This is a genomic window from Desulfonauticus sp. (assembly GCF_055126295.1).
In genome coordinates this window covers 113,133-130,631 of record NZ_JBSRHE010000004.1, presented here as the reverse complement: position 1 = coordinate 130,631, position 17,499 = coordinate 113,133, and the positions used below count along the sequence as shown (strand labels likewise).

Sequence of the window (17,499 nt, the reverse complement as noted above, 5' to 3'; positions counted from 1 at the left end):
ATAGCACCTGTAGCGATGGAAAAGGGATTAAGGTTTGCGATAAGAGAAGGTGGAAGAACAGTAGGTGCTGGTGTAGTTACTGAAATCTTGGAGTAGGATTATGGTTACAATGACTAGTGATAGAATAAGAATAAAGCTAAGAGCTTATGATTATAGAATATTAGATAAGGCAGTGGCAGAAATTATAGAGTCTGCTAGAAACACAGGGGCAAGTGTGGTGGGTCCCATTCCTTTGCCCACAAAAATTCATAAAGTTACAGTAAACCGTTCTGTACATGTGGATAAAAAGTCTAGAGAACAGTTTGAAGTTAGGACCCATAAGAGACTGCTGGATATTTTAGAGCCTACCCAGCAGACAGTGGATGCCCTGGGCAAACTTAATTTGCCAGCAGGTGTTGATGTTGAAATAAAGCTATAAGGCGAGGACAAGATGAACAAGGGACTTGGAATAATCGGAAAAAAGTTAGGAATGACCAGGATTTTTGGAGAAGATGGCTCTGTAGTTCCTGTGACAGTTGTCCAGGCAGGGCCTTGTCCTATTATTCAATTGAAAACTAAAGAAGCAGATGGCTATGAAGCCATTCAGATTGCTTTTGAAGAGATTCCAGAAAAAAAGGTAAATAAACCTTTAAAAGGACATTTCTTAAAAGCCAATAAAGGATTTTTTCGCTACCTTAAAGAGTTTAGATTGGATAGTGTTCAGGATTTTGAGTTGGGTCAGGATATTACAGTGGAAATTTTTCAGCCTGGTGAAAAGGTTAGTGTAACTGGCAAATCCAAAGGTAAGGGGTTTGCTGGTGTTATGAAAAGATGGGGCTTTGGTGGCTCTCGTGCAACTCACGGTGCAGAGAAGGTTCATAGAGCTCCAGGTTCCATTGGCCAGTGTGCCTATCCTGGCAAGGTGTTTAAAGGTAAGAAAATGGCTGGTCATATGGGTAATAAACAGGTTACTTATCGTAACTTAGAAGTAGTTGGAATAAGACCAGAAGAAAATGTAATCTTAATTAAGGGTCATATTCCTGGACCTAAAAATGGCTTAGTATTTCTACGAAAGCAGAGCTAAGAGGCGTGAAGAGATGATTAAGGCAAAAGTATATTCTCAGACTAATCAAGAAGTTGGTGAAATTGAATTAAGAGAAGATGTTTTTGGAGTGGAAGTTCGTCCAGAGCTTTTACACTTGGTGGTAAGAGCCCATCTGGCAGCCAAAAGACAGGGAACAGTAGCCACAAAAAATAGAGCCAAAATAACAGGTGGCGGACGTAAACCCTGGAGGCAAAAGGGTACTGGACGAGCCAGGGCTGGCAGCAGCCGTTCTCCTTTGTGGAGAGGAGGTGCTGTTATTCACGGACCTCAGCCCAGGGATTACTCCTTTAAGGTGAATAAAAAAGTTAAAAGATTAGCCCTGAAGATGGCTTTAAGTTCTTTACTGGCAGAGAATAGATTAAAAATAGTAGATAAATTTGAACTGCCAGAAATAAAGACCAAAAAGTTTGTAGAGATTAAAAATAATCTGGGTGTGAAAAAACCCTTGATTGTTTTACAGGAAAGGTATAACAACCTTGAGCTTTCTGCTCGAAATGTTCCTGGGGTAGGAGTTCTTACCCAGGAATTTTTAAATACTTATGATGCTCTGAAGCACTCTGAATTGGTAATAGAAAAGGAAGCCATACTTAAACTTCAGGAAAGGTTGGGATAAAATGGATATCACGAATGTTTTAATTAAACCAATTTTAACCGAAAAAAGCACCATTTTGAAGGATACTCAAAACAAGGTGACTTTTCTGGTTCATCCCAAAGCCAACAAGTATCAGATTAAGGCTGCAGTGGAAGAACTCTTTGGAGTGAGGGTAGAGCAGGTAAATATAGTAAAGAAACATCCCCGGTTGATAAGAAGGTTTGGAAGGGTAGCAGGTAAAAAGTCTGGTGGAAAGAAAGCTTATGTTACCTTAGCTCCTGGGGATAAAATTGAATTTTTTGAAGGGGTTTAATCATGGGTATTAGAAAGTTGAAACCCACCTCTCCTGGAAGACGTTTTCAAACAGTAGCCACTTTTGAAGAAATAACCAAGACAACCCCAGAAAAGTCTCTTACCAAGGGGCTGAATAAAAAGAGTGGTCGCAATAATTATGGAAGAGTTACCTCCAGGAGAAGAGGTGGCGGAAATAAGCGCAAGTACAGAGTGATTGATTTTAAAAGAGATAAGTTTGGTGTTCCAGCCAAAGTTACGGCTATTGAATATGACCCCAATAGAAGTGCCCGTATTGCCCTGCTCACCTATTTGGATGGCGAGAAGAGGTATATCTTGGCTCCAGTAGGGGTGAGTGTGGGAGACCAGGTGGTGGCCGGTACTGATGTGGACATTAAACCTGGAAATGCTTTGCCTCTAGAAAATATTCCAGTGGGTACAGTTGTACATAACATTGAGTTGACTCACGGAAGAGGCGGGCAGTTGGCTAGATCTGCTGGAACTTACGCCCAGATTTTGGCCAAAGAAGGTAAGTATGTCCTTTTGCGTTTACCTTCTGGAGAGATTCGCTATGTTTTGGGTAAAAACATAGCTACTGTTGGACAGGTAGGCAACCTGGACCATGAGAACATTTCTATAGGAAAGGCTGGTAGAAACAGGTGGTTGGGAAGGAGACCTAAGGTTCGCGGTGTGGCCATGAACCCAATTGATCACCCCTTGGGTGGTGGTGAAGGTCGTTCTTCTGGTGGAAGACATCCTTGTTCTCCATGGGGTTGGCCTACCAAGGGATATAAAACAAGAAATCCCAAGAAACAGTCTAGTAAGTTTATTGTAAAAAGGCGCAAATAAGAGGTGAGTTATGCCTAGATCACTGAAGAAAGGTCCATTTGTAGATGATCACTTGCTGAAAAAAGTGGAAAAGGCGCGGCAAGAAAAGAGTAAGAAAGTAATTAAAACCTGGTCCAGAAGGTCCACAATTATTCCAGAGATGGTAGGTCTTACTTTTGCTGTCCATAATGGGCGTAAGTTTATTCCTGTGTTTGTAACAGAAAATATGGTAGGACATAAGTTAGGTGAATTTGCTCCTACCCGTACCTATTATGGCCATGCTGCTGATAAGAAGAGCAAAGGTAAGGGTAAAAAATAAGAAAGGGTAAAAACCATGGAAGTGAAAGCAGTTGCGAAATATGTGAGAATTTCACCAAGAAAGGCAAGGTTAGTGGCTGAACTTATTAAAAATAAACCTATAGAGGATGCTTTAAATATTTTGAAGTTTACGCCCAAGAAAGCTGCTAGATTGATTGGGAAGGTGCTTAGCTCTGCTATTGCCAATGCTGAGCACAATATGAGTTTGGATATAGACAATCTATATGTGAAACAGGTTATTGTGAATGAAGGTCCTACAATGAAAAGGATTAAACCTTATGCTATGGGAAGGGCCTTTTATATTCGAAAGAGGACCAGTCACATAACTGTTATAGTAGATGAAGCATAGGAGGGCGTGTTTTGGGTCAGAAAGTACATCCATACGGTTTTCGTTTAGGCTACACCAAAAATTGGCTGTCCCGTTGGTATGCAAAGGCTGATTATCCTCAGTTTGTTTACGAGGATAAGCACATTCGTAAATTTGTAAAAGAGAAACTCTATCATTCTGGGGTTTCCAAAATAGAAATTGAACGGGCAGCAGATAAGGTGAGAGTTATAGTTAACACTGCAAGGCCTGGCATTGTGATTGGACGTAAGGGCGTGGAGATAGAAAATTTGCGTAAAGAATTACAGAAGAAGTTTAAGAGAGAATTTAATATTGAGGTCTTGGAAGTTAAAAGACCTGAGACAGACGCCCAACTTATAGCCGAAAATGTTGCCTTGCAATTGGAGAGAAGAGTTGCCTTTCGTAGGGCCATGAAACGAGCCATTGGCTTGGCCATGAAATTTGGAGTGAAAGGAATTAAGATTTCTTGTGCTGGCAGACTTGGTGGAGCGGAAATAGCTAGAACTGAATGGCAACGAGAAGGACAAGTTCCTTTGCAAACTTTGCGTGCTGATGTGGATTATGGTTTTGCCATAGCCAAGACTACTTATGGAGTAATTGGGGTAAAGGTCTTGGTCTACAAAGGCGATATTTTAGATGAGGTAAACTAAAATGCTTAGTCCAAAAAGAATTAAATATCGTAAGCAGCAGAAAGGAAGATTGAAAGGAAAGGCTCATCGTGGCAATAAGGTGAGTTTTGGCGAGGTTGGATTAAAGGCACTGGAGCATGGTAAACTTACCAATCAGCAGATAGAGGCAGCTCGTGTAGCTATGATTAGGCATATAAAAAGAGGCGGGAAGATTTTTATTAGGATTTTCCCTGATAAGCCTATTACTGCCAAGCCTGCTGAAACCAGAATGGGAAGTGGAAAAGGTTCCCCTGTAGGATGGTGTGCTCCTGTTAAGCCTGGTAAAATTTTGTATGAAATTAAAGGGGTAAGCATTGAATTGGCAAAAGAGGCCTTGCGCAGAGCCTCTTATAAGCTACCTATAAAAACCGCTATTGTGGTTAAGGAGATGTAGAAGTGAAGGCAAAAGAACTGCGTAAGTTGGCTGTTGGTGAATTGCATAAAAAATTGCAGGAATTAAGAAGAGAACTATTTAATTTACGTTTTCAGCATGCCACAGCACAACTGGAAAATACTCAGCGTATTCCCCAGGTAAAAAAAGATATAGCCAGGGTTTTAACAGTATTACGTGAAAAAGAGTTGGAGTCTCAAAATGAGAACAAATAGGCGTAAATTAGTTGGTATTGTTGTAAGTGATAAAAGTGATAAGACCATTGTGGTGCGAGTAGATAGGTTGGTAAAACATCCACTTTTGGGTAAATACATTAAAAGAAGAAAAAAGTTTATGGCCCATGACCCCAATAATGAATGTAAGATTGGGGATAAAGTGGAGATTATTGAATCCAGACCTCTTAGTGCCCGCAAACGCTGGCATTTGGTGCGTATTATAGAAAAAGCTAAGTAACGAGGTGGGCAATGATACAGGTGGAAAGTAGATTAGAGGTAGCTGATAATTCTGGGGCTAAGAAAGTCGCCTGCATTAAAGTTTTGGGCGGCTCCAAGAGGAGATATGCTTCCATTGGAGATATCATTGTGGTTTCAGTAAAGGAAGCTATTCCTCACTCCAAGGTAAAAAAAGGTGATGTGTACAAGGCTGTAATTGTTAGGACCAAGAAGGAAGTAGGTCGTCCTGATGGCTCATATATTCGTTTTGACGAAAATGCAGCAGTTCTTTTAAACAAGAACTTAGAGCCTATTGGGACACGTATCTTTGGTCCTGTAGGTCGTGAGCTTAGAAGTAAAAATTTTATGAAGATTGTATCTTTAGCTCCTGAGGTACTGTAAAATGGCACAGAAGATTTTGGTAAATGATAAAGTGATGGTGATTGCCGGCAAAGATAAGAATAAAGTTGGCAAAGTAATTAAAATTTTAAAAGACAAGCATAAAGTTATAGTAGAAGGGGTTAACAAGGTAAAAAGGCATGTTAAACCCAATCCCTACCGTAATGAATCTGGAGGGATTGTGGAGAAAGAAGCTCCTATTGATATCTCTAATGTAGCTTTAATGTGTGAGTCTTGTGCTAAGCCAACTCGTGTCGGCTTTAAGTTTACAGAAGAGGGTAAGAAAGTACGCTACTGTAAAAAATGTAATGAAGTAATTAGTAAGGTGCGATAATGATGAGGTTAGAGAAGTTATACCAAGAGAAAATAGTTCCTCATTTAATGGAAGAATTTAAGTATAGTTCCTCCATGGAGGTACCTAGGATATTAAAGGTATCTCTTAACATGGGGTTAGGGGAAGGCAGTCAAAACAACAAACTTATTCAAGATGCTGTAGAAGAGTTAACTTTGATTGCAGGTCAAAAGGCTGTGATTACCCGTGCGAAAAAATCTATAGCTGCTTTTAAATTAAGAGAAGGCCAGCCAGTAGGTGTCAGAGTTACTTTGCGCAGGGAACGGATGTGGGCATTTTTGGATAAGTTATTTAATGTTGCCTTACCCAGAGTGAGGGACTTTAGAGGAATCCCTGACAGAGGGTTTGATGGAAGGGGCAATTTTACTCTGGGAATTAGAGAGCACACCATATTCCCAGAGATCGATCTAGATAAAGTAGATCGAGTAAAAGGAATGAACATTTCTATTGTAACCAGCGCAAAGACAGATAAAGAAGGCAAGGTCTTATTGGATATGCTGGGATTGCCTTTTAAGAAGTAAGGAGGATACCTAGTGGCGCGTAAAGCATTAATAATCAAGGCCAAGAGAAAACCAAAATTTTCTACAAGAAAATATAATCGCTGTCCTCTCTGTGGTCGGCCTCGGGCTTTTTTGAGGCGTTTTGGAATTTGTCGTATTTGTTTTAGAAACATGGCTTTGGCGGGAGAATTGCCGGGCGTTAGAAAATCTAGTTGGTAAGGAGAATTAAAATGCAATTAACAGATCCTATTGCAGATTTGTTGACCCGAATTCGTAATGCCCATTTGGCCAGACACAAAGAGGTATCCATTCCTAGGAGTCGTCTTAAAGAAGAAATTTTACGAATCTTAAAGGAAGAGGGCTTTATCAAGGATTATATTGCTGAAGATAGAGAGTTAAAGGTTTTTCTGAAGTATTACAATGGTCAGCCAGTAATTAAGGGTTTGCAAAAAATAAGTAAGCCCAGCAGGCGAGTTTATGTAAAAGCAAAGGAAATACCTATTGTACGGAATGGGTTGGGCATAGCGATTTTATCAACTCCTAAGGGAATTATGGAAGGTAGGCAGGCCCGTAAAGAAAATGTTGGTGGCGAATTAATCTGTGAGGTTTGGTAGGAGTTTTGTCATGTCAAGAATTGGGAAAAAGCCAGTAAAACTACCCAAAGGGGTAGAAGTAAAAGTTGAAAAAGACCAGATTCTGGTAAAAGGCCCCAAAGGCCAACTTACTTTAAGTACGCATCCAAAGATTTCTTATCGCCAGGAAGGCGAGGAAATTTTTGTGGAAAGAAGCGATGATACTAGAGTAGCCAAAGAGCAACATGGATTGCGTAGAACTCTTTTAAATAATGCTGTTATTGGAGTAAGTGAAGGGTTTAAAAAGACTCTGGAAGTAGTTGGTGTGGGTTATAAAGTGGCGGTTAAAGGCAACACTGTAGAGCTCAATGTTGGATATTCTCATCCAGTAAAAATGGAATTGCCCAAAGAGCTTAAGGCTGAGGTGGAAGGAAACAAACTTACTATTTCTGGTATTAACAAAGAAATGGTGGGTGAGTATGCAGCTCGCATTAGAAGAGTGAGACCACCAGAGCCTTATAAGGGTAAGGGTATCAAGTATATTGACGAGCAGATTAGGCGTAAAGCTGGTAAAACTGGTAAGAAATAGGTGAGAGCAATGAGAAAAACCAGACAAGAAGCTAGGCTGAAAAGAAAAATTAGAATTAGAAAAAAAATTAGGGGTACAAGTGAGCGTCCCCGTTTGGTAGTATTTCGTTCCAATAGATATATTTATGCCCAGGTTATTGATGATTTGGCTGGTAAAACCTTGGTTTCTTATAGCTCTTTGGTAATGGGAAAGAAAAATGTTACCAAAGAGGTGGCCAAAGAAGTGGGGAAAAAGGTGGCTGAACTGGCCAAAGGCAAAAATATTGAGCAGGTAGTTTTTGACCGTAATGGTTATTTATATCATGGTAGAGTAAAAGCTTTGGCTGATGGAGCCAGGGAAGGTGGACTAAAATTTTAAGAGGGTGATCATGGAAAAGAAAGAGTTTGAACTGATAGAGAAAATAGTTTACCTCAATCGAGTTGCTAAGGTTGTTAAAGGTGGAAGAAGGTTTAGCTTTAGTGCCTTGGTAGTTGTGGGAGATGGTCAGGGTAAGGTTGGCTATGGTTTGGGTAAGGCCAATCAGGTACCTGATGCCATTAGAAAGGCTACAGAAAAGGCTAGAAAAAATATGATAGAAGTACCTCTTCATGGTACCACCATCCCTTTTCAAGTGATTGGTGAATATTGTTCCAGTAGAGTTTTGCTAAAGCCCGCCAGTCAGGGTACTGGTATTATTGCAGGTGGTGCTGTACGTGCTGTTTTGGAGGTTTTAGGGGTAAAGGATATTCTCACCAAGTCTTTGGGAAGCAATAATCCTCACAATGTATTAAAAGCAACTATTCAAGGCTTGAGTGAGCTTGTTACTCCAGAACAGGTAAGTTTAATGAGAGGTAAAAAAGTTAGGCTTGTGAAGTAGGAGTGGCCATGATTAAGGTAAAATTGAAAAGAAGTCTTATTGGCTTAAAGCCTAAACAAAAAAAGACTATTCAGGCTTTAGGGCTGAGGAAAATAAATCAGGTAAAAGAACTTCCTAAAAATGATGCAGTTTTGGGAATGATTAAAAAAGTTGAAAACTTTGTTGAGGTGGTGGAATAATGAAGCTGCATGAATTATATCCTTTTGAGCACGAACGTAAGGAAAGAAAACGTGTGGGCCGCGGAGATGGAAGTGGCCACGGTGGAACTTCTTGTAGAGGACATAAGGGACAGAAGTCCAGAAGTGGAGGCAAGGTTGCTCGCTGGTTTGAAGGTGGGCAGATGCCTTTGCAAAGAAGATTGCCCAAGCGAGGCTTTAAAAATCCCTTTAGAGTGGAATATGCTATAGTGAACTTAGGTGTATTGGCTGAGAAGTTTCAGGATAAGGAAGAGATTTCCATAGAAGATTTTTATGCCAGTGGTTTGGTAAAGAAGAATTTGCCTGTAAAGGTTTTGGGAGAGGGTGAACTAAATCGTCCTTTAAAAATAACAGCTCACAAGTTTAGCAAATCCGCTAAAGAAAAAATCGAAAAAGCGGGTGGGAGCGTAACTCCTTTGGAAGGTTAATATGGCACGGGCACAAACTCCTGGTATTGGTGCTGGTATTGGTACAGGTGCAGGTGAGTTAAAAAAGAGAATTTTAATTACTTTTTTACTTTTGGCTGTTTACAGAATAGGAATTCATGTTCCTGTACCTGGAGTAGATGGTAGCGCCTTAGCTGCTTTTTTTGGACAGGCCAAAAATACCCTGTTTGGACTTTTTGATATGTTTTCTGGTGGAGGGCTAAACAGGCTCTCCATTTTTGCTTTGGGTATTATGCCCTACATTTCTGCCTCTATTATTTTACAACTTTTGACTGCAGTAATTCCTGAACTCCAGCGCTTGAGCAAGGAAGAAGGTGCTGCGGGTAGAAAAAAGATAACCCAGTATACTCGTTACTTAACTGTAGTTATTACCTTAATTCAGGGTGTAGGTATTGCCATTGGTCTGGAAAACATGACCAGTCCTACCGGAACACCTATTGTGTATCAGGCTGGCTGGGCCTTTCGTCTGACCACCATGATTACGCTTACTGCGGGTACAGTCTTTTTGATGTGGTTGGGTGAACAGATAACTGAATTTGGGATTGGTAATGGTATTTCCCTGATTATTTTTGCTGGAATCATTGCCCGTCTACCTGGTGCTCTTGTAAACTCTTTTCGTTTGATTAGCACTGGTGAGGCCACTCTTTTTACAGTTCTTTTTGTTTTACTCATTATGGTAGCTGTTTTAATTGGAATTGTTTATGTGGAAAGAGCAATACGCAAGATTCCCATCCAATATGCCAAGCGTATGGTGGGAAGGAAGTTATATGGAGGCCAGACCAGTCATTTGCCTTTGCGTTTAAATACTGCTGGAGTTATTCCTCCTATTTTTGCTTCTTCTATTTTGATGTTTCCAGCTACTGTGGCTAATTTTTCCAATGTGGATTGGGTAAAACAGATAGCCAGTTATTTTTTGCCTGGTACCATCTGGTATAGTGTCATTTATATTGGGCTTATTGTATTTTTCTGTTATTTTTACACAGCAATTATTTTTGACCCCAAGGATATTGCTGAAAATTTAAAAAATCATGGGGGCTTTATTCCTGGAATAAGACCTGGTGAAAAGACCAAAGAATATATTGATAAGGTGTTGTCCAGGTTGACCTTCTGGGGAGCCATTTATGTTTCTGTAGTTTGTATTTTGCCCATGATTTTGATTAAGCAGTTTAATGTTCCCTTTTATTACGGTGGTACTGCTTTGTTGATTGTTGTGGGTGTGGCCATGGATACCATGTCTCAGGTGCAGTCCTACTTCATTAGTGGTCAGTACGAAGGACTTATGGGCAAAACCAAAATAAAAGGGCGTCGTTTTTAGTTTGAAAAAGTATAAGGGGATATTTTTAAAAAATAAGGAAGAGATTGGCCTCATGCGTGAGGCCAATCGAATAGTGGCCTTAATCCTGGCAGAGCTGGAAAAGGAGATAGCTCCGGGATTGACAACCCTGGACCTAGAGCGTAAAGCAGAAAGCCTTTGCCAGAAATATAAAGTTAAACCTGCTTTTAAGGGATATCATGGTTATCCCTATATTTTATGTTGTTCGGTAAATGAGCAGATAGTTCACGGCTTTCCTTCAAGTAGAGAGCTACAGACAGGCGATATTTTAAGTGTGGATATGGGAGTTGTTTATAAAGGCTTTTACGGAGATGCAGCCAGGACTTTTGCAGTAGGAGAGATTAGCCCTCAGGCTCGAGAATTGATGCAGGTTACAGAAAAGTCCCTTTATAAGGGAATTGAGCAGGCTAAAGTAGGTAATAATTTATACGATATATCCGCGGCTATTCAAAGCTATGTGGAGGCTAGGGGCTTTCACATAGTAAAACGTTTTGTTGGGCACGGAATTGGCACCCGCTTACACGAAAAGCCGGAGGTACCAAATTTTGTACCAATCAATGCCAATAAGATCCCTCTCAAAGTTGGCATGACTCTGGCGATAGAACCAATGGTGGCAGTGGGTACTGATGAAGTTGAGATTTTAAAGGATAACTGGACCGCCGTAACCAAAGATGGAAGTTTGGCTGCTCATTTTGAGCATACCATAGCCATAACTTCAGAAGGTCCTGAGATTTTAAGCCAAGTTTAGTGGGGGAATTATGAAGGTTAGACCATCTGTAAAGAAAATGTGTTCCAAGTGTAAGATAATTCGCCGTAAAGGGATTTTGCGAGTAATCTGTGAAAACCCACGGCACAAACAAAGACAAGGTTAGGGGGTAGATGTGGCTAGAATAGCTGGAGTAGAACTGCCTAAAAACAAACGTATTGATATTGCCTTGACCTATATTTATGGGATTGGCAGAACTACAGCCTTGAAAATTTTAGAGGCTACAGGAATTGAGTGGACTAGAAAATCTGATGACCTGACACCAGAAGAAGTAAATGCCATTAGAAATGAAATTGAAAACAACTACAAGGTGGAAGGTGATTTAAGAAGAGAGGTAACAGCCAATATTAAGAGGCTTATGGATATTGGTTGTTATCGTGGTCTTAGACACAGAAGAGGACTGCCAGTAAGAGGACAGCGTACTCACACCAACGCCCGTACTCGTAAAGGTCCTCGTAGGTCTTTGATGAAGAAAAAGAAAAAGTAATTAAGCTAGGAGTAACATAAATGGCAAAACGTAGAAGAGGCGGTAAGAAGAAAGAGAAAAAGAACATTCCTACTGGATTGGTCTATATCACTTCTTCCTTTAATAATACTATTGTTACTTTCACTGATATGAAAGGTAATGTAATTGCCTGGGCTAGCTCTGGAACAGCAGGTTTTAAGGGCTCTAGAAAGAGTACCCCCTTTGCTGCTCAAAAGGCAGCAGAGATGGCAGCCAAAGCTGCTCAAGATCATGGAATGAGAACTGTAGGAATTTTAGTAAAAGGCCCAGGTGCAGGACGAGAATCAGCCATGCGTGCTATTGGTGCAGCAGGTTTTAAGGTTCGTTTTATTCGGGATATTACTCCTGTACCCCATAATGGCTGTCGTCCACCTAAAAGGCGTAGAGTGTAAAGGAGGAATAAATTGGCTAGATATAGAGAAGCAAGATGTCGTTTGTGTCGCAGAGAGGGCACCAAGCTCTTCTTAAAAGGCGACCGATGTTTTACTGATAAATGTGCTTTTGAAAGGCGTCCTTTTGCTCCGGGTATGCATGGAAGGATGCGTAAAAAATTGACTGACTATGCTTTGCAGTTAAGAGAAAAGCAAAAGGTAAAAAGACTTTACGGAGTTCTGGAAAAACAGTTTAAAAATTACTTTAAAGAGGCAGCTCGCCAGAAAGGTGCCACTGGTGCCAATTTGCTTATTTTATTAGAAAGAAGATTGGATAATGTAGTCTATAGACTGGGTATGGCTGAATCCAGAATTCAAGCCAGGCAGTTAGTTAGACATGGTCATTTTTTAGTAAATGGTCGTAAGGTGAATATTCCTTCTTTTTTAGTTAAGGAAAATGATGTCATAGAAGTAAAGGCCAAAAGTAAAGAAAAGTTAATCTTTAAAAATGCCCTGGAAACTTTGGCCAGAAAAGGTATTCCAGCTTGGTTAGAGGTGGATGAAGGTAATTTAAAAGGTGTAGTTAAAGCTATGCCAACCCGTGAGGATGTAACCTTCCCAATTAACGAACAACTCATTGTTGAGTTGTACTCCAAGTAAAAGTAGGTGATATAATATGATTAGAAGTGGTGACAAGCTTATTAATACGCGCAACTGGACAGAACTGGTTAAGCCCAAACAGCTTGTCCGTGACGAGAAGTCAACAGATTCTTATGGCAAGTTTATCTGTGAGCCTTTGGAAAGAGGATATGGTACTACTCTGGGCAATGCCCTGAGAAGAGTGCTTTTATCTTCTTTACAGGGAGCAGCTATTGTTGCTGCTAAAATTAGAGGAGTTCAACACGAATTTGCTACTATTCCTGGAGTATTAGAGGATGTAACAGATATCATCCTCAATCTAAAGCAAGTTCGTTTTGCCATGAGTACTGAAGAGCCCCAACACCTGCAGCTTATTGCCAATGAAAAGGGGGAAGTAAAGGCTGGAGCGATTAAAGAAAGTCCTTTGGTAAAGGTTCTAAACCCTGATTTGCATATTGCTACTCTGACTGATGATATTGATTTTGTAATTGACCTGGAAGTGAGAATGGGCAAGGGCTATGTCCCGGCAGAGTTGCATGAAGGTTTGGATGATGAAATAGGGATTATTAAGCTAGATGCTTCCTTTTCTCCAGTTAAAAAAGTGGCTTTTAATGTTGAGCAGGCTAGAGTTGGGCAAATGACCAACTATGATAAGCTTATTCTGGAAGTCTGGACCGATGGTTCTGTAACTCCAGAAGACGCAGTTGCTTACAGTGCCAAGATTTTAAAGGAGCAACTCACTATTTTTATTAATTTTGATGAAGTGGAGAGCACTTCTCATACTGAAAGCAAAGAGGAAAAAGAGGAGTTAAATGAACACCTCTTTAAACATATTGACGATTTAGAGTTACCACCCAGGGCCAGCAATTGCTTGAAAAGTGTTGGCATTACCTTGGTGGGTGAATTGGTCCAAAAAACAGAGAATGAGTTGCTCAAGATTAAAAACTTTGGCCGTAAATCTTTGGACGATATCTGGAGGGTCCTGAATAGTTTGGGGTTAGAGTTTGGCATGAAAATAGATAATTTTGAGGCAAAATACAAAGAATGGTTAAAGAGGAAGGATAAAGATGAGGCATAGAAAAAAAGGTCGCAAATTAAATAGAACCTGGGAACATAGAAAAGCCATGTTTAAAAATATGGCTCAATCTTTGGTAGTCCATGGTCGTATTAAAACCACTTTACCCAAGGCCAAAGAATTGAGAAGGGTTGCTGATAAACTTATCACTCTGGCTTTGCGTAATGATTTGCCTGCCAGAAGACAGGCCTTTAAAATTCTGGAAAATCACGGTTTGGTGAAAAAACTTTTTGATGAAATTGGACCTCGTTTCAAAGATGTTCCTGGTGGTTATACTAGAGTAGTAAAGCTTGCCCTTCCTAGAAGAGGGGATTGTGCCAAGATGGCAATTGTTGAGTTTAGTGTAAGCGGAGAAAAGAAAGAAGAGAACCTGGAGAAAGCCGAAGAAACTGCTGCCAAGGAAAATACAGAAAGCGCAGAATAAGTAGATTTTGAACCTAACTTTTAAAAATTAAAAAAAGGAAGGTCTTAGACCTTCCTTTTTTTTTATTTTTCTAGTATTGTTAATTTGAATATAGAGTATTTTTTATTTGAATATTAGGAGAAAAGTTCATGGATTTGAGAAAACTGGAAGCCTTTTATTATGTCTTTAAAACAGGTTCTTTTTCCCGGGCTGCTGAGGAGATTTTTTTATCCCAGCCTACTGTAAGTACTCATATTTCTTCTTTAGAAAAAGAACTGGGAGTAAAGCTTTTTGATCGGAACGGCAGGAATGCTTTGCCCACTCCAGCAGGCAGGTTGCTTTTTTCCAGGGTGCGTGAACTCTTTGACCTGTTGAAAAAGACCAAGCAAGAAATCAGTGAGCTTAAAGAACAGGTGGAAGGAGAGGTGATTATTGGAGCCAGTACCATTCCTGCCACCTATCTTTTGCCTCCGGTTTTGGCCAATTTTCTTAAGGAATATCCGCGAGTTAGCGTGAGCTTAGAAGTGAGTGATTCCTGGGAAATATGGAATAAAACCATTAATGGAGAAGTGGATTTTGGTCTTACGGGAGGAATTTTTGAAGATGATTTTTTACAGGTGGAAAAGGTCTTGGAAGATGACCTTATTGTGATTGCCAGTCCTGAATTAAACCTGGATTTTACTAAAGTATTTAACTTTTCCCAGTTAAAGACTTTGCCCTGGGTCATGCGAGAAAAGGGCTCTGGCACCAGAAAGGCCATGGAAAGGACCTTAAATCAAGCAGATGTGCCTTTTTCAGAGTTAACAGTGGTTCTGGAAGTTAAAACTACAGAAGCTTTAGTCCAATATGTGTTAAATGGCATTGGGTTGGGGTTTACCTCCAGGATGGTGGTAAAAGATTATCTGGATAAGGGATTATTAAAGGAAGTAAAAATAAAGGATTTACATTTTTCCCGAAGTTTTTATTTGGTTTGGAATCCAAGAAGAGAAGCCTTTCCTCTTTTTTGCAAACTAAGGGAGTTTATTAAAAACAATATAGGCAAGGCAAGGGTGTAGTATGAGTAAAAAATTGGTGCAAACTGTCAAGGCTGCAGGTTGAGCTTCTAAAATTTCTCCAGGGGACCTGGAGGAAATACTTTTGGAATTGGAAGCAAAGCCAAGAGAGGATGTTTTTTTGCTTCCTCCTCTGGACTGGGCAGATGCCAGTGTGATTAAAGTACCTGCAGGTAAGGCCCTGGTTCAAAGTGTGGATTTTTTTACGCCCATAGTGAATAACCCTTACTGGTTTGGCCAGATTGCAGCTGCTAATTCCCTTTCTGATATCTATGCCCTGGGTGGAGAGCCCTATGCAGTAATGAACCTGGTTTGTTTTCCCATAAAAACCATGCCTAAAGAAGTATTAAAAGAGATTTTAAGAGGTGGCCTGGCTAAAATAGAAGAAGCAGGAGCAGCACTAGCTGGTGGGCATAGTGTAGAGGATGAAGAAATAAAATACGGCCTAGCAGTAACTGGCCTGGTGGAGCCTGATAATTTTGCCAGCAATAAGGGACTTCAACCTGGGGACTTTTTGCTTTTAACCAAACCCATTGGTACTGGTGTGCTGGCTACTGCCTTAAAAGGAGAAATAGGGGAAGAGGAGTTTATTGAAAAGCTCCTGTTTGAATTGTGTAGCAAATTAAACAAGATAGGTGGAGAAGCCATTAAGCGCTTTGGTCTTAAGGCAGCTACAGATGTAACTGGATTTGGTCTGGGCGGGCACCTACTGGAAATGGCCAGAGCCTCCAGGGTGGGAGTAGAGCTCTGGAGCAATAAAGTTCCTTTATTAGAGCCAGCTCTGGAAATGGCAGGTATGGGACTCATACCTGCTGGAAGTTATGCCAATAAACACTTTTGTTCCCAATTGGTGGAAATTAAGGGCAAGGTCAATGATTTGACATTGGATCTATTATTTGATGCCCAAACCTCAGGCGGCCTGATTTTGGGAGTTAATGCTTCTTTATTGGATCAGGTTCTGGCTTTTTTTGAGCAGAACAGGGAACAGGTAGCAGTAATTGGCAAAGCTGTCTCTTTAAAGGAAAAATACTTAACTATTCTATGAAGCCAATTACTTTCTCAAGTTCAGCAAAGTATGCTTCCTGGCTGGAATATCTCCTGATTTTAGGAGAATTGAAAGATGTTCCAGTTTGCGCAGGCTTGGGTAAGTGTGGTAGATGTAAAATCAAATTTTTGGATAAAGCACCAAAACCTACTTTAAAAGAAGCAGAGCTCCTTACAACTAAAGAAATCAATGAGGGCATAAGACTGGCCTGTGAGCATATTCCTAAAAAGGGTGAAGAAGCTATCCCTCTTTTTAAAAAGGAAAAGGGGCTTAGTCTGGCTCAGGAAGTGGATTTACTGGGAATAGATATAGGAACCACCACCTTAAAGTGGGGAGGAATAAGGAAAAATAAATTTGTTTTACTGGGTAAAAAAATAAATCCTCAAATGGGAGCAGGGTCAGAAGTTATAAGCAGATTGGAGTTTGCCTTAAAGGAGAATAATCTTTTTTTCTTAAGGGAGCTACTTTTAGAAGATTTGCAGTCCATAATAGGGCATCATAATAAACCTATGTGCATTACGGGTAATTCGGTAATGGTTTATTTGTTGCTGGGAAAAGATGTCTCTTCCTTAAGTAAAAGTCCTTTTTTTCTCACCTATAAAGGCAATACCAGGGAGAAAATATTAGGTAAAAAAGCATATATTCCGCCCTTGTTAGGCCCTTTTGTAGGCGCTGATATTAGTAGTGGACTTTATTTTATTTTAGAGCAGGGCCCTGAGTATCCTTTTCTTTTTTGTGATTTTGGGACCAATGGAGAAATGGTTCTGGCTAAAAATGAAAGGGAAATATTTTGTACCAGTGTGGCCATGGGGCCTGCTTTGGAAGGTGTTGGCCTTAGTTTTGGAGGTATTTTTTCTGAGAATAGCGTGAGCAAACTAGAACTTTTAGATTTAGTAAAAAATAAATTACCCCAGGATAATTTTAGAATAACTGGGACCGGTTATTTATATTTACTAAGCCTGCTTTTAAATTTGGATATATTGGATAGAAAAGGTCATTTTCAAGCCGGTTCAAATTGGAAATTAAACCTGAATTTACAATATAAAAATAATAAGTTGTTTTTAAATAAAGAAGTTTATTTAGATGGAAAAGATATAGAAGAAATTTTAAAGGTTAAAGCTGCTTTAAATTGGGGAATAAATTTTTTATTAACTAAAGGCGGGATAGCTTTTAAGGATATAAAGTCTATTTATGTTTCTGGAGCTTTGGGTAGTAATTTAACTGCTGATGTTTTGGTTAACTTAGGTTTTTTCCCTTTGACCTGGGAAGAAAAGATAGTTTTTTTAGACAATAGTGCCTTAAAAGGAGCTCTTAAACTACTTGTAGCTAAAAAAAGTGAAGAGGAAATAGGTAAGATTTTTGTTTCTACCAGGTATTTTAATCTGGCAGAGGATATTACAAGAAGGGAGCAATTTGTAGATTATATGCTCTTTGAGTTTGTAAACTAAAA

The 17,499-nt window shown here is 39.9% G+C and carries 33 protein-coding genes; all 33 read left to right on the top strand.

Going from position 1 to position 17,499, the window contains the following annotated elements:
- A partial coding sequence (locus tag ACTCIM_RS04200) for an EF-Tu C-terminal domain-related protein (protein ID WP_472313980.1) occupies positions 1-96 on the top strand: 96 nt, incomplete at its 5' end.
- Between the two features lie 4 nt (positions 97-100).
- On the top strand, positions 101-418 hold the full coding sequence (rpsJ, locus tag ACTCIM_RS04195) for a 30S ribosomal protein S10 (protein WP_464279362.1): 318 nt from the start codon (positions 101-103) through the stop codon (positions 416-418).
- 12 nt (positions 419-430) lie between these two features.
- Positions 431-1,063, top strand: coding sequence for a 50S ribosomal protein L3 (gene rplC / locus ACTCIM_RS04190; protein WP_029965517.1), 633 nt, complete (start codon positions 431-433; stop codon positions 1,061-1,063).
- A 13-nt stretch (positions 1,064-1,076) separates the two neighbouring features.
- Positions 1,077-1,697 (top strand): 50S ribosomal protein L4, encoded by a 621-nt coding sequence (gene rplD, locus ACTCIM_RS04185; RefSeq protein ID WP_029965518.1) that lies wholly within the window; start codon positions 1,077-1,079, stop codon positions 1,695-1,697.
- A gap of 1 nt (position 1,698) precedes the next feature.
- Positions 1,699-1,989, top strand: a complete 291-nt coding sequence (rplW, locus tag ACTCIM_RS04180; protein WP_029965519.1) for a 50S ribosomal protein L23 — start codon at positions 1,699-1,701, stop codon at positions 1,987-1,989.
- 2 nt (positions 1,990-1,991) lie between these two features.
- Positions 1,992-2,816: a 50S ribosomal protein L2 gene (gene rplB / locus ACTCIM_RS04175; RefSeq protein ID WP_472313973.1), complete on the top strand. Its 825-nt coding sequence runs from the start codon at positions 1,992-1,994 to the stop codon at positions 2,814-2,816.
- A 10-nt stretch (positions 2,817-2,826) separates the two neighbouring features.
- Positions 2,827-3,114 carry a 30S ribosomal protein S19 gene (rpsS, locus tag ACTCIM_RS04170; protein WP_029965522.1) on the top strand — a complete coding sequence of 96 codons (288 nt, stop codon included), beginning with the start codon at positions 2,827-2,829 and terminating at the stop codon, positions 3,112-3,114.
- A 15-nt stretch (positions 3,115-3,129) separates the two neighbouring features.
- Entirely contained in the window at positions 3,130-3,462 is a 333-nt protein-coding gene (gene rplV / locus ACTCIM_RS04165; protein WP_472313971.1) for a 50S ribosomal protein L22, read from the top strand.
- Positions 3,463-3,473: 11 nt separating this feature from the next.
- Positions 3,474-4,109, top strand: coding sequence for a 30S ribosomal protein S3 (gene rpsC / locus ACTCIM_RS04160; protein WP_472313969.1), 636 nt, complete (start codon positions 3,474-3,476; stop codon positions 4,107-4,109).
- A 1-nt stretch (position 4,110) separates the two neighbouring features.
- Entirely contained in the window at positions 4,111-4,521 is a 411-nt protein-coding gene (rplP, locus tag ACTCIM_RS04155) for a 50S ribosomal protein L16 (RefSeq protein ID WP_472313967.1), read from the top strand.
- 2 nt (positions 4,522-4,523) lie between these two features.
- Entirely contained in the window at positions 4,524-4,733 is a 210-nt protein-coding gene (gene rpmC, locus ACTCIM_RS04150; protein WP_029965526.1) for a 50S ribosomal protein L29, read from the top strand.
- Complete coding sequence (rpsQ, locus tag ACTCIM_RS04145) at positions 4,720-4,971, top strand: 30S ribosomal protein S17 (protein WP_029965527.1); 252 nt, start codon at positions 4,720-4,722, stop codon at positions 4,969-4,971. The genes rpmC and rpsQ overlap by 14 nt, the downstream gene beginning before the upstream one ends.
- Positions 4,972-4,982: 11 nt before the next feature.
- Positions 4,983-5,351, top strand: a complete 369-nt coding sequence (gene rplN / locus ACTCIM_RS04140) for a 50S ribosomal protein L14 (RefSeq protein ID WP_029965529.1) — start codon at positions 4,983-4,985, stop codon at positions 5,349-5,351.
- A 1-nt stretch (position 5,352) separates the two neighbouring features.
- The gene (gene rplX / locus ACTCIM_RS04135; protein WP_029965530.1) at positions 5,353-5,682 is read left to right on the top strand and encodes a 50S ribosomal protein L24; all 330 of its coding nucleotides are present in this window, start codon (positions 5,353-5,355) and stop codon (positions 5,680-5,682) included.
- The gene (gene rplE, locus ACTCIM_RS04130; RefSeq protein ID WP_029965531.1) at positions 5,682-6,221 is read left to right on the top strand and encodes a 50S ribosomal protein L5; all 540 of its coding nucleotides are present in this window, start codon (positions 5,682-5,684) and stop codon (positions 6,219-6,221) included. Before rplX ends, rplE begins: the two co-directional genes overlap by 1 nt.
- 12 nt (positions 6,222-6,233) lie before the next feature.
- The gene (locus ACTCIM_RS04125) at positions 6,234-6,419 is read left to right on the top strand and encodes a type Z 30S ribosomal protein S14 (protein WP_472313965.1); all 186 of its coding nucleotides are present in this window, start codon (positions 6,234-6,236) and stop codon (positions 6,417-6,419) included.
- A gap of 11 nt (positions 6,420-6,430) precedes the next feature.
- The gene (gene rpsH / locus ACTCIM_RS04120) at positions 6,431-6,814 is read left to right on the top strand and encodes a 30S ribosomal protein S8 (RefSeq protein ID WP_029965532.1); all 384 of its coding nucleotides are present in this window, start codon (positions 6,431-6,433) and stop codon (positions 6,812-6,814) included.
- Between the two features lie 10 nt (positions 6,815-6,824).
- Positions 6,825-7,361 carry a 50S ribosomal protein L6 gene (rplF, locus tag ACTCIM_RS04115; protein ID WP_029965534.1) on the top strand — a complete coding sequence of 179 codons (537 nt, stop codon included), beginning with the start codon at positions 6,825-6,827 and terminating at the stop codon, positions 7,359-7,361.
- 9 nt (positions 7,362-7,370) lie between these two features.
- Positions 7,371-7,718 (top strand): 50S ribosomal protein L18, encoded by a 348-nt coding sequence (gene rplR / locus ACTCIM_RS04110; protein WP_029965536.1) that lies wholly within the window; start codon positions 7,371-7,373, stop codon positions 7,716-7,718.
- Positions 7,719-7,728: 10 nt separating this feature from the next.
- Entirely contained in the window at positions 7,729-8,217 is a 489-nt protein-coding gene (rpsE, locus tag ACTCIM_RS04105; protein ID WP_029965537.1) for a 30S ribosomal protein S5, read from the top strand.
- A gap of 8 nt (positions 8,218-8,225) precedes the next feature.
- Positions 8,226-8,396: a 50S ribosomal protein L30 gene (rpmD, locus tag ACTCIM_RS04100; RefSeq protein WP_029965539.1), complete on the top strand. Its 171-nt coding sequence runs from the start codon at positions 8,226-8,228 to the stop codon at positions 8,394-8,396.
- Positions 8,396-8,842 carry a 50S ribosomal protein L15 gene (gene rplO / locus ACTCIM_RS04095; protein ID WP_029965540.1) on the top strand — a complete coding sequence of 149 codons (447 nt, stop codon included), beginning with the start codon at positions 8,396-8,398 and terminating at the stop codon, positions 8,840-8,842. Before rpmD ends, rplO begins: the two co-directional genes overlap by 1 nt.
- Position 8,843: 1 nt before the next feature.
- Positions 8,844-10,175 carry a preprotein translocase subunit SecY gene (gene secY, locus ACTCIM_RS04090; RefSeq protein ID WP_464279368.1) on the top strand — a complete coding sequence of 444 codons (1,332 nt, stop codon included), beginning with the start codon at positions 8,844-8,846 and terminating at the stop codon, positions 10,173-10,175.
- Position 10,176: 1 nt separating this feature from the next.
- On the top strand, positions 10,177-10,941 hold the full coding sequence (gene map, locus ACTCIM_RS04085; RefSeq protein WP_029965542.1) for a type I methionyl aminopeptidase: 765 nt from the start codon (positions 10,177-10,179) through the stop codon (positions 10,939-10,941).
- Positions 10,942-10,951: 10 nt separating this feature from the next.
- Positions 10,952-11,065: a 50S ribosomal protein L36 gene (rpmJ, locus tag ACTCIM_RS04080; RefSeq protein ID WP_464279369.1), complete on the top strand. Its 114-nt coding sequence runs from the start codon at positions 10,952-10,954 to the stop codon at positions 11,063-11,065.
- Positions 11,066-11,074: 9 nt separating this feature from the next.
- Complete coding sequence (gene rpsM, locus ACTCIM_RS04075) at positions 11,075-11,446, top strand: 30S ribosomal protein S13 (RefSeq protein ID WP_029965543.1); 372 nt, start codon at positions 11,075-11,077, stop codon at positions 11,444-11,446.
- Between the two features lie 20 nt (positions 11,447-11,466).
- Positions 11,467-11,856, top strand: a complete 390-nt coding sequence (rpsK, locus tag ACTCIM_RS04070) for a 30S ribosomal protein S11 (RefSeq protein WP_029965544.1) — start codon at positions 11,467-11,469, stop codon at positions 11,854-11,856.
- 12 nt (positions 11,857-11,868) lie between these two features.
- On the top strand, positions 11,869-12,495 hold the full coding sequence (gene rpsD / locus ACTCIM_RS04065; protein WP_029965545.1) for a 30S ribosomal protein S4: 627 nt from the start codon (positions 11,869-11,871) through the stop codon (positions 12,493-12,495).
- A 16-nt stretch (positions 12,496-12,511) separates the two neighbouring features.
- The gene (locus ACTCIM_RS04060; RefSeq protein ID WP_029965546.1) at positions 12,512-13,552 is read left to right on the top strand and encodes a DNA-directed RNA polymerase subunit alpha; all 1,041 of its coding nucleotides are present in this window, start codon (positions 12,512-12,514) and stop codon (positions 13,550-13,552) included.
- Positions 13,542-13,973 (top strand): 50S ribosomal protein L17, encoded by a 432-nt coding sequence (gene rplQ, locus ACTCIM_RS04055; protein WP_029965548.1) that lies wholly within the window; start codon positions 13,542-13,544, stop codon positions 13,971-13,973. Before ACTCIM_RS04060 ends, rplQ begins: the two co-directional genes overlap by 11 nt.
- A gap of 128 nt (positions 13,974-14,101) precedes the next feature.
- Positions 14,102-15,007 carry a selenium metabolism-associated LysR family transcriptional regulator gene (locus ACTCIM_RS04050; RefSeq protein ID WP_029965549.1) on the top strand — a complete coding sequence of 302 codons (906 nt, stop codon included), beginning with the start codon at positions 14,102-14,104 and terminating at the stop codon, positions 15,005-15,007.
- 1 nt (position 15,008) lies between these two features.
- Complete coding sequence (selD, locus tag ACTCIM_RS04045) at positions 15,009-16,049, top strand: selenide, water dikinase SelD (RefSeq protein WP_464279371.1); 1,041 nt, start codon at positions 15,009-15,011, stop codon at positions 16,047-16,049.
- Positions 16,046-17,497, top strand: coding sequence for an ASKHA domain-containing protein (locus ACTCIM_RS04040; RefSeq protein ID WP_472313962.1), 1,452 nt, complete (start codon positions 16,046-16,048; stop codon positions 17,495-17,497). The genes selD and ACTCIM_RS04040 overlap by 4 nt, the downstream gene beginning before the upstream one ends.
- Positions 17,498-17,499: the final 2 nt, after the last annotated feature.

Bases quoted from the DNA above. Each gene is read 5' to 3' on its own strand.
- rplR (WP_029965536.1), top strand. From the start codon at position 7,371: ATGAGAAAAACCAGACAAGAAGCTAGGCTGAAAAGAAAAATTAGAATT.
- rplP (WP_472313967.1), top strand. From the start codon at position 4,111: ATGCTTAGTCCAAAAAGAATTAAATATCGTAAGCAGCAGAAAGGAAGA.
- rplV (WP_472313971.1), top strand. From the start codon at position 3,130: ATGGAAGTGAAAGCAGTTGCGAAATATGTGAGAATTTCACCAAGAAAG.
- rplF (WP_029965534.1), top strand. From the start codon at position 6,825: ATGTCAAGAATTGGGAAAAAGCCAGTAAAACTACCCAAAGGGGTAGAA.
- rplE (WP_029965531.1), top strand. From the start codon at position 5,682: ATGATGAGGTTAGAGAAGTTATACCAAGAGAAAATAGTTCCTCATTTA.
- rpsQ (WP_029965527.1), top strand. From the start codon at position 4,720: ATGAGAACAAATAGGCGTAAATTAGTTGGTATTGTTGTAAGTGATAAA.
- rpsS (WP_029965522.1), top strand. From the start codon at position 2,827: ATGCCTAGATCACTGAAGAAAGGTCCATTTGTAGATGATCACTTGCTG.
- rplB (WP_472313973.1), top strand. From the start codon at position 1,992: ATGGGTATTAGAAAGTTGAAACCCACCTCTCCTGGAAGACGTTTTCAA.
- rplC (WP_029965517.1), top strand. From the start codon at position 431: ATGAACAAGGGACTTGGAATAATCGGAAAAAAGTTAGGAATGACCAGG.
- ACTCIM_RS04040 (WP_472313962.1), top strand. From the start codon at position 16,046: ATGAAGCCAATTACTTTCTCAAGTTCAGCAAAGTATGCTTCCTGGCTG.
- rpsH (WP_029965532.1), top strand. From the start codon at position 6,431: ATGCAATTAACAGATCCTATTGCAGATTTGTTGACCCGAATTCGTAAT.
- rplO (WP_029965540.1), top strand. From the start codon at position 8,396: ATGAAGCTGCATGAATTATATCCTTTTGAGCACGAACGTAAGGAAAGA.
- rplW (WP_029965519.1), top strand. From the start codon at position 1,699: ATGGATATCACGAATGTTTTAATTAAACCAATTTTAACCGAAAAAAGC.
- rpsK (WP_029965544.1), top strand. From the start codon at position 11,467: ATGGCAAAACGTAGAAGAGGCGGTAAGAAGAAAGAGAAAAAGAACATT.
- ACTCIM_RS04060 (WP_029965546.1), top strand. From the start codon at position 12,512: ATGATTAGAAGTGGTGACAAGCTTATTAATACGCGCAACTGGACAGAA.
- rplD (WP_029965518.1), top strand. From the start codon at position 1,077: ATGATTAAGGCAAAAGTATATTCTCAGACTAATCAAGAAGTTGGTGAA.
- rpmJ (WP_464279369.1), top strand. From the start codon at position 10,952: ATGAAGGTTAGACCATCTGTAAAGAAAATGTGTTCCAAGTGTAAGATA.
- secY (WP_464279368.1), top strand. From the start codon at position 8,844: ATGGCACGGGCACAAACTCCTGGTATTGGTGCTGGTATTGGTACAGGT.
- rpmD (WP_029965539.1), top strand. From the start codon at position 8,226: ATGATTAAGGTAAAATTGAAAAGAAGTCTTATTGGCTTAAAGCCTAAA.
- rplQ (WP_029965548.1), top strand. From the start codon at position 13,542: ATGAGGCATAGAAAAAAAGGTCGCAAATTAAATAGAACCTGGGAACAT.
- rpsE (WP_029965537.1), top strand. From the start codon at position 7,729: ATGGAAAAGAAAGAGTTTGAACTGATAGAGAAAATAGTTTACCTCAAT.
- rpsJ (WP_464279362.1), top strand. From the start codon at position 101: ATGGTTACAATGACTAGTGATAGAATAAGAATAAAGCTAAGAGCTTAT.
- rplX (WP_029965530.1), top strand. From the start codon at position 5,353: ATGGCACAGAAGATTTTGGTAAATGATAAAGTGATGGTGATTGCCGGC.
- ACTCIM_RS04050 (WP_029965549.1), top strand. From the start codon at position 14,102: ATGGATTTGAGAAAACTGGAAGCCTTTTATTATGTCTTTAAAACAGGT.
- rplN (WP_029965529.1), top strand. From the start codon at position 4,983: ATGATACAGGTGGAAAGTAGATTAGAGGTAGCTGATAATTCTGGGGCT.